The organism is Mycolicibacterium litorale, assembly GCF_010731695.1.
In the GTDB taxonomy this organism is placed as follows: domain Bacteria; phylum Actinomycetota; class Actinomycetes; order Mycobacteriales; family Mycobacteriaceae; genus Mycobacterium; species Mycobacterium litorale.
The window spans coordinates 1,840,703-1,853,997 of record NZ_AP022586.1; the positions used below are offsets into that span (position 1 = coordinate 1,840,703).

At 67.7% G+C, this 13,295-nt stretch carries 15 protein-coding genes; 11 read left to right on the forward strand and 4 right to left on the reverse strand.

The window, feature by feature from the left end; genetic code table 11:
* Positions 1 to 4 precede the first annotated feature (4 nt).
* On the reverse strand, positions 5 to 835 hold the full coding sequence (locus tag G6N30_RS08565) for a nitroreductase family protein (protein WP_407664744.1): 831 nt from the start codon (positions 833 to 835) through the stop codon (positions 5 to 7).
* A 129-nt stretch (positions 836 to 964) separates the two neighbouring features.
* Here G6N30_RS08565 and G6N30_RS08570 point away from each other — a divergent pair, with 129 nt between their 5' ends.
* From G6N30_RS08570 to G6N30_RS08595, 6 genes are all read left to right on the forward strand, one after another.
* Positions 965 to 1,453 carry a MarR family winged helix-turn-helix transcriptional regulator gene (locus tag G6N30_RS08570; RefSeq protein ID WP_134051842.1) on the forward strand — a complete coding sequence of 163 codons (489 nt, stop codon included), beginning with the start codon at positions 965 to 967 and terminating at the stop codon, positions 1,451 to 1,453.
* Positions 1,454 to 1,478: 25 nt separating this feature from the next.
* The gene (locus G6N30_RS08575) at positions 1,479 to 1,898 is read left to right on the forward strand and encodes a DUF5313 domain-containing protein (RefSeq protein ID WP_134051844.1); all 420 of its coding nucleotides are present in this window, start codon (positions 1,479 to 1,481) and stop codon (positions 1,896 to 1,898) included.
* Between the two features lie 187 nt (positions 1,899 to 2,085).
* A complete protein-coding gene (locus G6N30_RS08580) occupies positions 2,086 to 2,271 on the forward strand; it encodes a long chain fatty acid-CoA synthetase Faa4p (RefSeq protein WP_134051846.1) in 186 nt (61 codons plus the stop codon).
* Between the two features lie 143 nt (positions 2,272 to 2,414).
* Positions 2,415 to 2,831 carry a hypothetical protein gene (locus tag G6N30_RS08585; RefSeq protein WP_134051848.1) on the forward strand — a complete coding sequence of 139 codons (417 nt, stop codon included), beginning with the start codon at positions 2,415 to 2,417 and terminating at the stop codon, positions 2,829 to 2,831.
* Positions 2,832 to 2,923: 92 nt separating this feature from the next.
* Entirely contained in the window at positions 2,924 to 4,528 is a 1,605-nt protein-coding gene (locus G6N30_RS08590) for an SLC13 family permease (RefSeq protein ID WP_134051850.1), read from the forward strand.
* Between the two features lie 63 nt (positions 4,529 to 4,591).
* A complete protein-coding gene (locus tag G6N30_RS08595) occupies positions 4,592 to 5,674 on the forward strand; it encodes an isocitrate/isopropylmalate dehydrogenase family protein (RefSeq protein ID WP_134051852.1) in 1,083 nt (360 codons plus the stop codon).
* A gap of 1 nt (position 5,675) precedes the next feature.
* Here G6N30_RS08595 and G6N30_RS08600 read toward each other — a convergent pair whose 3' ends face one another.
* Positions 5,676 to 6,203 carry a phosphate-starvation-inducible PsiE family protein gene (locus tag G6N30_RS08600; RefSeq protein WP_134051854.1) on the reverse strand — a complete coding sequence of 176 codons (528 nt, stop codon included), beginning with the start codon at positions 6,201 to 6,203 and terminating at the stop codon, positions 5,676 to 5,678.
* A 58-nt stretch (positions 6,204 to 6,261) separates the two neighbouring features.
* Positions 6,262 to 6,741 carry a TspO/MBR family protein gene (locus G6N30_RS08605; RefSeq protein WP_134051856.1) on the reverse strand — a complete coding sequence of 160 codons (480 nt, stop codon included), beginning with the start codon at positions 6,739 to 6,741 and terminating at the stop codon, positions 6,262 to 6,264.
* A gap of 180 nt (positions 6,742 to 6,921) precedes the next feature.
* On the opposite strand from G6N30_RS08605, the gene G6N30_RS08610 reads away from it, so the two are divergent.
* Positions 6,922 to 8,385, forward strand: coding sequence for an MFS transporter (locus G6N30_RS08610; RefSeq protein WP_134051858.1), 1,464 nt, complete (start codon positions 6,922 to 6,924; stop codon positions 8,383 to 8,385).
* Here the strand turns inward: G6N30_RS08610 and G6N30_RS08615 are convergent.
* Positions 8,382 to 8,810, reverse strand: coding sequence for a type II toxin-antitoxin system Rv0910 family toxin (locus G6N30_RS08615; protein WP_134051860.1), 429 nt, complete (start codon positions 8,808 to 8,810; stop codon positions 8,382 to 8,384). The genes G6N30_RS08610 and G6N30_RS08615 overlap by 4 nt on opposite strands.
* A 321-nt stretch (positions 8,811 to 9,131) precedes the next feature.
* On the opposite strand from G6N30_RS08615, the gene G6N30_RS08620 reads away from it, so the two are divergent.
* The 4 genes from G6N30_RS08620 to G6N30_RS08635 are packed head-to-tail and all read left to right on the forward strand — an operon-like array spanning position 9,132 to position 13,294.
* Positions 9,132 to 10,298, forward strand: coding sequence for an ABC transporter ATP-binding protein (locus G6N30_RS08620; RefSeq protein ID WP_134051864.1), 1,167 nt, complete (start codon positions 9,132 to 9,134; stop codon positions 10,296 to 10,298).
* A gap of 59 nt (positions 10,299 to 10,357) precedes the next feature.
* Positions 10,358 to 11,554, forward strand: a complete 1,197-nt coding sequence (locus G6N30_RS08625; RefSeq protein WP_134051866.1) for a polyamine ABC transporter substrate-binding protein — start codon at positions 10,358 to 10,360, stop codon at positions 11,552 to 11,554.
* A 10-nt stretch (positions 11,555 to 11,564) separates the two neighbouring features.
* Positions 11,565 to 12,440 carry an ABC transporter permease gene (locus tag G6N30_RS08630; protein WP_134051868.1) on the forward strand — a complete coding sequence of 292 codons (876 nt, stop codon included), beginning with the start codon at positions 11,565 to 11,567 and terminating at the stop codon, positions 12,438 to 12,440.
* Positions 12,437 to 13,294 (forward strand): ABC transporter permease, encoded by an 858-nt coding sequence (locus G6N30_RS08635; RefSeq protein ID WP_134051870.1) that lies wholly within the window; start codon positions 12,437 to 12,439, stop codon positions 13,292 to 13,294. The genes G6N30_RS08630 and G6N30_RS08635 overlap by 4 nt, the downstream gene beginning before the upstream one ends.
* Position 13,295 lies beyond the last annotated feature (1 nt).

Sequence of the window (13,295 nt, forward strand, 5' to 3'; positions counted from 1 at the left end):
AGGATCACAACAGCCATTCCGTGGTCTCCGGCACCGAGCGCCGCTCGAGCATCGGCGGCGGGTTGCCGTCGTCGGGCGCCCAGCCGACCCGGATCAGCGTCTGCGGGTACGCCTCGCCGTCGAAGACCTCGCACGCCAGCGCAAGACGGTCGCGGGTATCGCTCAACGGCATCGTCAGCGGGCAGCTCGCCAGCCCCATCGAGGTGGCCGCCAGCATCAGGTCGCTCATGACCTCGCCCGCACGGACCCGCAGGAGATCGGTGTCGCTCTCCGTGCCGAGCACCAGCAGGACCGCCTCGTCGGCCGGCGCATCAGCCCTGCGGCCGAACTGCAGCGCGACCTCTCCATCGGCCGACCGGCCCCAGTGGGCTTTCGGCACGACACCGAATCGCAGACCGTCCCGCTCGGCACGGACATGCAGCATCTCCAGCGAACCCGCCGGAAGCGACTCCGCTCGGTATGGCCGTCGATCGGCCCGCCGCCGTCCGATGGCCGCCGCGAGTTCGAGGTCGGCGGCGCTCGGCGGCGCTTCGATCAGCTCGATCAGCGCGAGGTGGTCGCCATCGGCCCGATCCGGGAAGCGGTGCACCCGCGGAGCCCACCCGGCGGCGGTCACGGCGACGGCACAGTGATGGAGGACGGCGCCGCAGCTGATCAGCACGTCGCGCCGGTCGCTGTCGCCGTCGCCGAGCCGGCGGGTCCAGTCCGCGAACAGATCGACGCCACTCGGGGTGACCCGCCACCGCCACGGCTGCGCGTTCTGCGCCGAGGGAGCACGCGCGGCGATGTCCAGGGCACGCTCGAGCGTGTCGAGATCGGGAAATGAACCCGCCAGGTGTCTCACCTCCGCCGATCGCCGCCGTCCGGGAAAATGATAGAGCGCAGCAGCGCGACCCGACGGCAGCGCGCGGCTGTGACCACAGCCATATCGTTAACGCACTAACTATTAGGGTACGATTCAACTATGTCAGTCACCACCGCCGCGGACGTCGATCCGCTGGCGCTCGAGCGCCAGGTCTGCTTCGCGCTCGCTGTCGCCAACCGGGCGGTCCTGAGCGTCTACCGGCCGCTTCTCGAGCCGCTCGGACTGACCCACCCCCAGTACCTCGTCATGCTGGCCCTCTGGGACCACCGCAAGACCTCGATGGCCGACGCCCCGCTGTCGGTCAAGCAGATCGCCAAGGCGCTGCAACTCGACTCGGCGACGCTCTCCCCCATGCTCAAACGCCTCGAGACCCTCGGGCTGATCACCCGCACCCGAAGCACCGTCGACGAGCGTTCCATGAACGTGGAGCTGACCGACGCCGGAATCGCACTGCGGGACCGGGCACTGGCCATCCCGCCCGCCGTCGTCGCGCGCCTCGGCGGCGACCTCAGCGAACTCGAAGAACTGCACCGCTCCCTGACCCGCATCAACGCGGCCGCGCAGGCGTCGGGCGCACTGGACCTCTGACCACCCACCACCCACAGGAGCCACCATGGCCGACGACGCCCGCCCCTCCTTCTTCCAGCGCATCGCCTACGCGTACGGACGCCGGCTGCCCGCGTCGATGAATCGGTGGGTCGCCGAGGACCTCGCCGGCGAAGGCGCCGTCCGCAGGCACATGATCCGCATGGCGATCCCGCCGCTTCTCATCCTCGCCCCCTTCTGGCTTCTCCCCACGTCCTTCTACGTGCGCCTGGAGATGACCGCACCGATCTACATCTGGGCGCTGCTGATGGCGCTCGCCCTGAACAAGGTGTGGCGCCGGCATCGGCTGGCGCAGCACAATCTGGATCCCAAGCTGGTCGACGTGATCCGGCGGAAGAAGGACCAGCACATCCACGACGACTACATCCGCCGCTTCGGACCTCGCCCCGAAGAGGCCAAGTGGCAGTCGAACAGCAGCCCGTTCTGACCGGCCGATCGGCGATCAACGCTGCGGTCGCGGCGATTTGGCGAAGGATCCCGCCGGGCAGTACATTGTCCGACGGCCCGATCCCCGCTGCAGAAAGCCCACGAACATGCCTGCCACGATTCGGAGCAGCCACGGATGCCGCCGTCGGACGATCTCCCGCGGCGCACGTCGCAGGACCCTCCCCCCGATGGCAGGTCAGGCCTTCGAGATCGTCGCGACCCGTGACGCCACCGGGTGGAGCGTGACTGTCCCCGAACTCGGCGCCGTCACCCATCGCAGCGACCGCGCCGAAGCGGAGATGGCGGCCCGTGAGCTCATCTCGCGGCACACCGGCATCCCCCACGCCTTCGTCGCCGTCTGGTCGCGCGACTGATTCCCTCTGGCTGAAGGCCGGTCAAAGGCGCGGAACCGCAACAGATCCCACGGTGGGCGCGTGACCGAACCGAGGCACAATCGTGACGCGCCGCGCCCGCCGGTCACCCGCTGCGCGGACTGCGCCGCACGTACTGTCACGCCATGCGGGTTGCCCTGATCGCCGCCATGGCCGGCTCACTGTTCACCATCGGTCTCACCCCGGGAGTCGCCTCGGCGGCCCCGACCACCACCGAACCGATTGAGCGCCCGCTGAGTTCGACCGAGGTCCAGTTCGCCGACCGGCCGGACATCGTCGATACCGAACCGCTCCTGTTCGACGCATGGAGCCCGCTCGACGGCGCCGCCGGCATCCGCGTGTACTTCCTCTCGGGCACCCCCGCCTGCTACGGCGTCAAAGCCGTCACCACCGAAACCGCCGACGCCGTCACCGTCGAACTGCAATCGGGCCTGCTTCCCGAAGCGGCCGACCGGATGTGCACGGCCAAGGCCGTGTTGGGCGCCACCGACATCACGCTGGACGCGCCGGTGGGCGACCGCCGGGTCTTCATGGCGTCCTGACGGACAGCAGGCGATTACTTCTCGCCAAGATCGGGCATCCACAGCCCGTGTGAGCCACCTCACACACCGCCGATCGCTGCGAAGGGGGCCCCATGACCGCCGACAACCCGGTCAAGCGCACCGACGTCGACAAGGCGCTGCTCGGCAGCGCCACCTACCGCAGTCTCGGTGAACAGCGACTGACGCCCGCAGAGGAGCGCTTCGAGAAAGGCCGCCGCACCGTCGGCCTGTTCCTCGCCCCGCTCGTCACGATCGTCTTCCTGGTGCTGCCGATCGACATCCCGCCGCAGCAACAGACGCTCGCCGCCGTCCTGCTCGGGGTGATCGTGCTGTGGGTGACCGAAGCCGTGCCCATCCCGATCGGCGGTCTGCTCGGTGTCGCGGTGGTCGTGTTCCTCGGCGTCGCACCCGCCGACGACGTTCTCGGGCCGTTCGGTTCGTCGACGATCTTCACGTTCATCGGGGCCTTCATCCTCGCCCAGGCCATGCTCAAGCACGGCCTGGCCCGCCGGTTCGCGTTCCGCATCCTCGCGTTGCCACGGGCCGGACAATCGACGACCGGCGTCATCATCGCCTTCGGCGCGATCACCTGCCTGCTGTCGGCGTTCGTCTCCAACACCGCGACCGTCGCGATGCTGCTGCCCACCGCGATCGGGATCCTCGGCGTGATCGCCAAACTGCTGCAGAAGCAGGGCAAGGTCGCCGAGGACTTCGATCCGTTGCGGTTGAAGGTCGGCGCCGCGCTCATGCTGATGCTCGCCTACGCGGCCAGTGTCGGCGGTCTGCTGACCCCGGTCGGCAGCCCACCCAACCTCATCGGTCGCGGGCTCATCGAAGAGGCGACCGGCGAACGCATCAGCTTCGGGCAGTGGATGGTGTTGGCGGCGCCGGTCTGCCTGCTGATGTTCGCGGTGCTGGCGTTCGTGATGATCAAGCTGAACAAGCCCGAGATCAAACACATCGAAGGCGTCGCCGACTACGTGGCCCGCGAGCGCGAGGAGATGGGCTCGCTGTCGCGGGCCGAGAAGAACACGTTGATCGCGTTCGGCGTGACGGTCTTCCTGTGGGTACTGCCGGGCATCGTCGCGCTGGTCTTCGGCAACGACTCCGACGTGTACTCCACCGTGAGCGACCGGTTGGACGAGGGTACGGTCGCCGTCTTCGGTGCCGCCCTGCTGTTCCTGCTCCCCACCGACTGGGAGCAGCGGGAATTCACGCTGCGCTGGCGGGACGCCGCGGCGATCGACTGGGGCACGATCGTACTGTTCGGGACGGGCATCATCTTCGGGTCGCTGCTGGCCGATTCCGGGCTGGCCGAGACGATCGGCACCAACGTCGCCGAGTCCCTGGGTCTGTCGAGCGTCGTGGCGATCACCATCTTCGCCGTTCTGCTCGCGATCGTGGTGTCGGAGACCACGAGCAACACGGCGTCGGCAGCGGTGGTCGTGCCCATCGTGATCCCGGTCGCCATTGCCGCCGGGGTGAACCCGTTCGTGCCTGCGCTCGCGGCGACGTTTGCCGCGTCATTCGGCTTCATGCTGCCGGTCTCGACACCGCAGAATGCGATCGTCTACGGATCGGGGGCGGTGCCCATCACGACGATGATCCGCTCCGGCATCACCTTCGACATCGCCGGCGCCATCCTGATCATCGTGTTCCTGCCGCTGATGATCGCGGTGCTCGGTCTGGGTGTGTGAGCGCGGCGCAAGCGGTACGGCACACTGAACGTGCGAATCGATCGGGAAGGTGCCGGTACCGGTATGGCAGTGCAGGATCCGTTGCGGCTGGGGGTGCTCGCCGGAGACGGGATCGGGCCCGAGATCGTCTCTGCCGCAGTGCAGATCACCGAACGCGCGCTGGCGGCGGTGTCGGTGCCGGTGGACTGGCGTCGTCTGCGCATGGGCAGCGAGGCGATCACCGGTGACGGCACCCCGTTGCCGCAACACACCCTCGACGAACTCGACCGGCTCGACGCATGGGTGCTCGGACCGCACGACAACGCGAGCTACCCGGTCCCGTTCCGCGACGCGCTGTCCCCCGGCGGCACCATCCGCAAGCGGTACGGGCTCTACGCCAACATCCGCCCGGCCCGCCGGTTGAGCGACACGATCCCCGCCGCCTGCCCCGCGCTCGACGTCGTGGTGGTCCGCGAGAACACCGAGGGGTTCTACTCCGACCGCAACATGTACGACGGCGCCGGCGAGTTCATGCCCACCCCCGACGTCGCGATGGCAGTCGCGGTGTTCACCCGCGAGGCGTGCGAACGCATTGCGCATCAGGCGTTTCGGCTGGCCCGCACGCGACGCCGCTCGGTCACCGTGGCGCACAAGGCGAATGTGCTGTCCAAGACCACCGGCCTGTTCCGTGACAGCTGCGTGCGCGTCGCCGAGCAGTATCCGGAGGTGACGGTCCGGCTCGAACACATCGACGCGCTCGCGGCGTTGCTGGTGGCCCGGCCCGCCGAATTCGACGTGATCGTCGCCGAGAACATGTTCGGCGACATCCTGTCCGACCTCACCGGCCAGCTCGCCGGCTCACTCGGCATGGCGCCGTCGGTCAACGTCTCCGACACCAAGGCGATGGCCCAGGCCACCCACGGCTCCGCGCCGGACATCGCCGGGCGCAACAGCGCCAACCCGGTCGCGATGATCCTGTCCACGGCGATGCTGCTGGAATGGCTGGCGGACCGCCACGGCCGCGCGGCGCTGGCCGAGGCCGCGGCGTCGATCCGAAACGCGGTGCGGTGCAGCCTTGATGACGGTGTCCACACCGCCGACCTCGGCGGCGCGGCGACCACCACCGGTTTCACCGAACACGTGCTGTCGGTGCTCGCCGCCGGCTGAGCTACGTGGCGGCGAGCCCGTCCTTGTGGTCCGCGGCGTCCTCACCGGCGTCCTCGGTGTCACGGCGCCGCTCCCGCAGCACGAACGCTGCCAGCGCCAGCACGAGCACCACGCCACCGAGCACACCGATCTCGACCACTGCCCTGGCGAATGCCGGCCCTTGCTCCAGCAGCGTGGCGGCCTCCACGGACAGCACCACGATCTCCTTGATACCGGCCAGGATCCCGACGATCAGGAACGGTTCGGCCACGATCTCGTGGGACCGCAGACAGGAGCGGACGGCATAGAGCAGTTCGACGAAGATGAAGATCAGCAACAGACCGTCGAGCACTTCGAGCATGACCGTCGACGCCGGCGTGTTGCGCAGCCGCAGCATGGTGTTGAACTGCGACACCAGCAGCGCGACCGAGCAGATCACCAGGACCGCCGCGATCGCCCAGTACACCGCGTCCTCGAGCATGCCGAGCGCCCGGTCGGCGAAGCGCTGCCGCTCGTTTTCGTCCGCATCCGCCTTCGCGCGTTCCGCCACCGCCACCCTTCCGACCGCCGACCGAGCCGTCAGGCTATCCGGCGAAGTGCCGGGCCGCTCACCGATTGAGCCACCAGATGCGCGACGACAACGCCGTCGCGAAACCGCACCACAGCGGGTACAGGGCGAGCGGCGCCGCCTGCGCGCCCTTCGCCTCGACGGCGCGGCGGGTCAGATCGGCACTGCTGGCGGCGAGGACACCCGCCGCCACGGCCGACAGCCCCAACTGGTGACGGTTGAAGAACAGCCAGGTCCAGCTGCCGTTGAGGATCAGGTTGGCCACGAGCGCCTTCTGATACGCCTTCGCCTTCGCCGGTTGGCCGCTGTCGTTGTAGTGGTCGATCGTCGCTGCCGACACCGCGGCGATGTCGGCGTACAGCATCGGCCACACGATGCCGAACGCCTGGCTCGGCGGCTGAAAGCTCGGCTTCTTCAGCGTGGCGTACCACAGCGAGAGACCGGGTCGGCTGGCTAGTCCGCCGAGCGCGCCGGTGGCGAACACCGTGCCGGCGGTCTTGGCGAGAGTGGAAGCACGCATGGTTTCCCTTTCTTCGAGTCAAGATCACGTACCCCGCCCCGCCGTCGCCGAACCGCCAATTGGGACAATCGATTTCGCGCGGCACCGGGCGAGGGGCGCCGCCACTCACCCGGTGGCCGGCCGCATCGGCTCCTGAGCTAGCGTCTAGGTGTTGAGGTGAGCTAACGATCGGAGCGTGGGGTGGGCCAGACGGAGGTCGCGCGGCCGGCCGTCGGCACCGCGCGCCCCGCGGTTCTGGTCAGCGGTCTGAGCCTGGTCGTGCTCACCGTCGCCGTCCTCCAGACCGCCGTGGTGCCGGTACTCGGTGTCATCGGCACCCAACTCGGCGCCTCCCCGGTGGCGGTGAGCTGGGCCGTGACCGCCAACCTGCTGGCCGCGATCGCCGCGACTCCGCTGCTCGGCCGTCTCGCGGACATGTACAGCAAGAAGCGCGTGCTGCTCGGCGTGTTGATCGTGGTGCTGATTGGGTCGGTGCTCGCCGCGGCGACATCGTCGCTGCCGCTGCTGATCGTCGCCCGGGTCCTGCAGGGCGCGTCGTACGCGCTCTACCCGATCAGCGTGGCGGTGTTGCGCGAGGAGTTGCCGCAGGGACGGCTGGCGGGTGCGATGGCGGTGATGTCCGGCACGCTGGGCTTCGGCGGCGGGGTCGGGCTGGTGGTGGTGGGTCTGCTGATGAGCGGGAACGCCGACTACCACCGGGTGTTCTGGCTGACCACCGTGTTCACCGTCGTGGTGCTCGCGATCGTCGTCTTCCTCGTGCCCGCCCGGGGCCGCACCGCCGGCGGATCGATCGACTGGCTCGGTGCGATCGGGCTGGCCATCGGGTTGTCGGCGCTCCTGCTGGCCATCACGCAGGGCAATGCGTGGGGCTGGCTGTCCGGGTGGACGCTGGGCTGCGCGCTCGGCGGCGCAGCGGTGCTGGTGGCCTGGTGGCTGTGGGAGAAGCGACGCGACCACCCACTGGTGTCGACCCGGATGCTCACCCTCCCGGCAGTGCTGCTGACCAACCTCGCCACCGTCTTCGTGGGCATGGGGCTGTACTTCGCCTTCCTCGGGCTCACCCAGTTCGTCCAGATCCCGCGGGCGGCTGCCGGCTACGGCTTCGGCGCCACCGTGCTGGAGTCGAGCGTGGTGTTCCTGCTGCCGGGAGCCTTGACCGGATTCGCCGTCGCGCTGGTCAGCGGCCGGTTCATCGACCGGTACGGCGCGCGCCGGGTGCTCGTGATCGGCGCGATGGCCGGCGTACTGGGGTTCGTCCTGCTCGCGGTGGCCCACGACCAGCGTTGGCAGGTGATCGTGGCGGGGATACTGGCCAACGCCTACATCAGCCTCGGCTACGGCGCACTACCGGCGCTGGTGGTCGCGCAGGTGGAGGCCGGAGAGACCGGCGTGGCCACCGGGATGAACGCGATCGCGCGCACAGTCGGCAGTTCCGTGGCCGCAGCGGTGGTCGCGCTGTTGATGGGCCGGTCGGAGCCGGGCACCCAGGTGCCGATGGAGAGCAGTTTCGTGATCGTGTTCGTGGCGGGCGCCGTCACCGCGGCTTTCGCGCTGATCCTGATCGCGCTCACCCGCACCCGCCGCACGACGGTCGACCCGGACGCCCTGGCCCAGTCGCGGGCGATGAACCACGAATGGGGTTAGCGCAACGCGGCGAGGTTGCTCACCGATTTGCGCACGTCGGATTCGATGACCTTGGCGACCAGCGTGCCGACGCGCGTGTTGAGCAGTCCGCCGGACAGGTCGGCGACCACCCGGAAGTTCGTGCCCTTCTTCTGTTCCTCGACCTGGAGGGACAGCGCGATGCAGACGGCCGGAAATCCGGTCCCGATGAGCTCGATCTCCTTGGGCTCGTCGTACCGGGTCACCCGCCAGTGGATGGTGTTGCGGAAGCCCTTGACCTTGATCAGCGACGACACGGACGTGCCGACCTCGATCTCAGCCGGGACCTCACTGCGCCAGCCGCCGAAGATCGTCAGCCATTCGTCGAAGCGTCCGAGGTTCGATGCCAGTTCCCACGCGCGTTCGGGGGTGAGGTCGGATGAGACCGCCACGTCGACCGATGCCATGCACTCTCACTACCCAGCTCTCGCGCCGAGGTAAACGACCTGCGGGGATTCGGGGCGCGACGATGGTCACACTGCGAAACTGATCAAGCAGATCCACGCGTCTCGCACCCGTCCGGACGGCGCCGCGGCCCGGTCGGCCGACGCATGCCAAAGCGCGGATTCTTCTGCCGGAACCCCCTCGTGATGAAGGATTCCATTGTAGAAATGTTAAATCGTTGCGGAATCACTTGCGAAGGGTGTCCGGATCGGCGATTGTTTACCCACAGTCCACAGGGCTGGATCTGAGGAGGTTGCTTTCTGACCGGCACACACACCACCCCGGTGAACCAGACCGTCGACGGGCGCGCACCCGACAAGAGCGCCCCGGTCATCGAGATCGACCACGTGACGAAGCGGTTCGCCGACTACGTCGCCGTCGCCGACGCCGACTTCTCCATCGCCTCGGGCGAGTTCTTCTCGATGCTCGGGCCGTCGGGGTGCGGGAAGACCACGACGTTGCGGATGATCGCCGGATTCGAGACGCCGACATCGGGTGCGATCCGGCTGGAAGGCACCGACGTGTCGCGCGTCCCCCCGCACAAGCGCAACGTCAACACGGTGTTCCAGCACTACGCGCTGTTCCCGCACATGAGCGTCTGGGACAACGTCGCCTACGGCCCGCGCAGCATGAAGAAGGACAAAGCAGAAGTCAGGCGCCGCGTCGACGAACTGCTCGAGGTGGTGCGCCTCACCGACTTCGCCAAGCGCAAGCCGGGACAGCTCTCCGGTGGTCAGCAGCAGCGGGTCGCCCTGGCCCGCGCCCTGGTGAACTACCCCAGCGCCCTGCTGCTCGACGAACCGCTCGGCGCCCTCGACCTGAAGCTGCGCCATGCGATGCAGTTCGAACTCAAGCGCATCCAGCGCGAGGTCGGCATCACGTTCATCTACGTGACGCACGACCAGGAGGAGGCGCTCACGATGAGTGACCGCATCGCGGTCATGAACGCGGGCAACGTCGAACAGATCGGCACACCCACCGACATCTACGACCGCCCCTCGACGGTGTTCGTGGCCAACTTCATCGGACAGGCCAATCTCTGGCCGGGTCGCCAGACCGGACGCCTCAACGGTGACTACGTGGAGGTCGAGGTCCTGGGCAGCAAGCTGAAGGCCAGGCCGGGTGACACCGCGATCGAGATCGGTGGGCACGCCACGCTGATGGTGCGGCCCGAACGCCTGCGGGTGTCGATGGAACCCCCGGTCGGCGACGTCGCCTCGGTACGGGCGACGGTGCGCGACATGACATTCCAGGGTCCCGTGGTGCGGCTGTCCCTGGTCGCACCCGACGATTCGCCGATCGTGGCGCATGTCGGACCGGAGCAGTATCTGCCGATGCTGCGGCCCGGAGACCATGTGCACGTCTGCTGGTCCCCCGACGCGTCGCTGGTGTTGCCCGCCGCCGACATCCCCACTACCGAGGATCTCGAAGAGATGCTCGACGAGTCCTGACCGTTCGTTCCCGTCCCGCCGCCTTCCTCCCCCGGAAACCCACGAAAGGCACCGCCGTCATGCCCCGCGAAGCATCCCCACAGTTCGATCCGCAACTGGCCGCCCGTTTCGCCGCAAGCCGCACCTCGCGGCGCCGTTTCCTCGGCGGTGGCGCCGCCGCGGCCGCCGCGCTCGCGCTCGGCCCGTCGTTCCTGGCCGCATGCGGTTCGGACAGCGGCGGTTCCGGTCAGACGACCACGGACGACGGCGGCCCGGCCAGCGGCACGCTGCGGATCTCGAACTGGCCGCTCTACATGGCCGACGGCTTCGTCGCCGCCTTCCAGACCGCGGCCGGGATCACCGTGGACTACAAGGAAGACTTCAACGACAACGAGGAGTGGTTCGCCAAGGTCAAGGAACCGCTGTCGCGTAAGCAGGACATCGGCGCCGACCTGGTGATCCCCACCGAGTTCATGGCGGCCCGCATCAACGGTCTCGGCTGGCTCAACGAGATCCGCGCCGACCGCGTGCCGAACAAGAAGAATCTGCGGCCCGACCTGCTGAACTCGCCGATCGATCCGGGCCGCAACAAGACCGCCCCCTACATGACCGGCATGGTGGGTCTCGCCTACAACAAGGCAGCCACCGGCCGCCCGATCACGAAGATCGATGACCTGTGGGATCCGGCGTTCAAGGGCCGGGTCAGCCTGCTGTCGGACACCCAGGACGGGCTGGGCATGGTGATGCTCTCGCAGGGCGCCACCCCCGAGCGTCCGTCGACCGAAGCGGTGCAGAAGGCCGTCGACCTGGTGCGTGAGCAGAAGGACAAGGGGCAGATCCGCCGGTTCACCGGCAACGACTACGCCGACGACCTCGCCGCGGGCAATGTCGCCATCGCCCAGGCATATTCGGGCGACGTCGTGCAGTTGAAGGCCGACAACCCCGACCTGGAGTTCATCGTCCCGGAGGCCGGCGGCACCTGGTTCATCGACACGATGATCCTCCCCTACACCACCCAGAACCAGAGCGCGGCCGAGGCGTGGATCGACTACGTCTACGACCGCGCGAACTACGCGAAGCTGATCGCCTTCACCCAGTTCGTCCCGGTGCTCTCGGAGATGACCGACGAACTGAACAAGATCGATCCCCAGGTCGCGTCGAACCCGCTCATCAACCCGCCCGAGTCGACGGTGAACAACCTGAAGTCGTGGGCGGCGCTGACCGACGAGCAGACCCAGGAGTACAACACCATGTACGCCGCAGTGACCGGAGGCTGACGACCCACCCATGGCAGGCGTAGCCAGCAGTAGCCGCCAGCGCAGCAGGATCGCTCCGTATCTGATGATCCTGCCCGCGCTGGCCTATCTCGCAATCTTCTTCGTGTGGCCGCTGATCTCGTTGGCCCGCACCTCGTTGTCGTCGACGGGCGGGTCGGTGTTCCTGCCGACCCTGACGTTCTCGTGGGATTTCGCCAATTACGGTGAGGCGTTCAGCAAGTACTCCGACCAGATCCTGCGATCGTTCGGATACGCACTGACCGCGACAGTGGTGTGTCTGCTGCTGGCCTATCCCCTCGCCTACGTCATCGCGTTCAAGGCGGGCAGGTTCAAGAACCTGATCCTCGGCCTGGTGATCCTGCCGTTCTTCGTGACGTTCCTGATCCGCACGATCGCATGGAAAACCATTCTGGCCGACGACGGTTGGGTGGTCACCGCACTCGACGCCATCGGCCTGCTGCCCAGCGACGGGCGCCTGCTGTCCACCAGTTGGGCGGTGATCGGCGGGTTGATCTACAACTGGATCATCTTCATGATCCTGCCGCTGTACGTCAGCCTCGAGAAGATCGATCCGCGGCTCATCGAGGCGTCCAAGGATCTGTACTCGTCGAACACCCGCAGCTTCTCCAAGGTGATCCTGCCGCTGTCGCTGCCCGGCGTCCTGGCCGGCAGCCTGCTGGTGTTCATCCCGGCCGCGGGTGACTTCATCAACGCCGAATACCTCGGCAGCACCCAGACGACCATGATCGGCAACGTGATTCAGCAGCAGTTCCTCGTGGTCAAGGACTACCCGGCGGCCGCCGCGCTCAGCCTGGTCCTGATGGGCACGATTCTGGTCGGAGTGCTGCTCTACACGCGGGCGCTGGGCACGGAGGATCTCGTATGACCACCCAAGCCGGGGCCGCGGTCGCCGTCGCCGCCGAACAGCCGCCGCAGCCCAAGACCGTCAAGGGCACACCCAAATGGGGTGACTGGAGTCTGCGGATCGTCGCGGGGCTGGTCCTGCTGTACCTGTTCATTCCCATCTTCGTGATCGTGCTGTTCTCGTTCAACGATCCGAAGGGCAAGTTCAACTACAGCTGGCAGGGCTTCACGCTCGACAACTGGCTCGACCCGTTCAAGTATCCGGCGCTGACCGACGCGATGAAGCTGAGCCTCAACGTCGCCGGCGTCTCGACGCTCATCGCGCTGGTGCTCGGCACGCTGGTGGCCATCGCGCTGGTGCGTCAGCGGTGGCGCGGGCAACGCGCCGTGGACACGTTCCTGGTGCTTCCGCTCACCGCACCCGAGGTCGTGATGGGCGCATCGCTGCTGGTGCTGTTCCTGGATCTGGGTTGGGCGACCGGCTATGTGACGATCGTATTGGCGCACATCGCTTTCGAGGTGAGCTTCATCGCGATGACGGTGCGTGCCCGGGTGCGTGGCTTCGACTGGACCCTCGAGGACGCGTCGATGGATCTGGGCGCGAGCCCGACCCGGACGTTCTTCAAGGTGACCCTGCCGCTGATCGTTCCGGGCATCGTGGCCGCGGCGATGCTGTCGTTCGCGCTGTCGCTCGACGACTTCATCATCACCTACTTCGTCAGCGGGTCGACCGTGACGTATCCGCTCTACGTCAACGCGGCGGTCAAGGCGGCGGTGCCGCCGCAGATCAACGTGATCGCCACGGCGATCCTGGTGGTCAGCCTCGCGCTGCTGGCGGTCGGAACCCTCTACCGCCGCAAGCGCATCGACGTCTAGG

Coding starts and splice junctions, on each gene's coding strand:
- G6N30_RS08575 (WP_134051844.1), top strand. CDS start 1,479: ATGGCCGACGACGCCCGCCCCTCCTTCTTCCAGCGCATCGCCTACGCG.
- G6N30_RS08635 (WP_134051870.1), top strand. CDS start 12,437: ATGACCACCCAAGCCGGGGCCGCGGTCGCCGTCGCCGCCGAACAGCCG.
- G6N30_RS08570 (WP_134051842.1), top strand. CDS start 965: ATGTCAGTCACCACCGCCGCGGACGTCGATCCGCTGGCGCTCGAGCGC.
- G6N30_RS08625 (WP_134051866.1), top strand. CDS start 10,358: ATGCCCCGCGAAGCATCCCCACAGTTCGATCCGCAACTGGCCGCCCGT.
- G6N30_RS08585 (WP_134051848.1), top strand. CDS start 2,415: ATGCGGGTTGCCCTGATCGCCGCCATGGCCGGCTCACTGTTCACCATC.
- G6N30_RS08630 (WP_134051868.1), top strand. CDS start 11,565: ATGGCAGGCGTAGCCAGCAGTAGCCGCCAGCGCAGCAGGATCGCTCCG.
- G6N30_RS08580 (WP_134051846.1), top strand. CDS start 2,086: ATGGCAGGTCAGGCCTTCGAGATCGTCGCGACCCGTGACGCCACCGGG.
- G6N30_RS08590 (WP_134051850.1), top strand. CDS start 2,924: ATGACCGCCGACAACCCGGTCAAGCGCACCGACGTCGACAAGGCGCTG.
- G6N30_RS08595 (WP_134051852.1), top strand. CDS start 4,592: ATGGCAGTGCAGGATCCGTTGCGGCTGGGGGTGCTCGCCGGAGACGGG.
- G6N30_RS08605 (WP_134051856.1), bottom strand. CDS start 6,741: ATGCGTGCTTCCACTCTCGCCAAGACCGCCGGCACGGTGTTCGCCACC.
- G6N30_RS08615 (WP_134051860.1), bottom strand. CDS start 8,810: ATGGCATCGGTCGACGTGGCGGTCTCATCCGACCTCACCCCCGAACGC.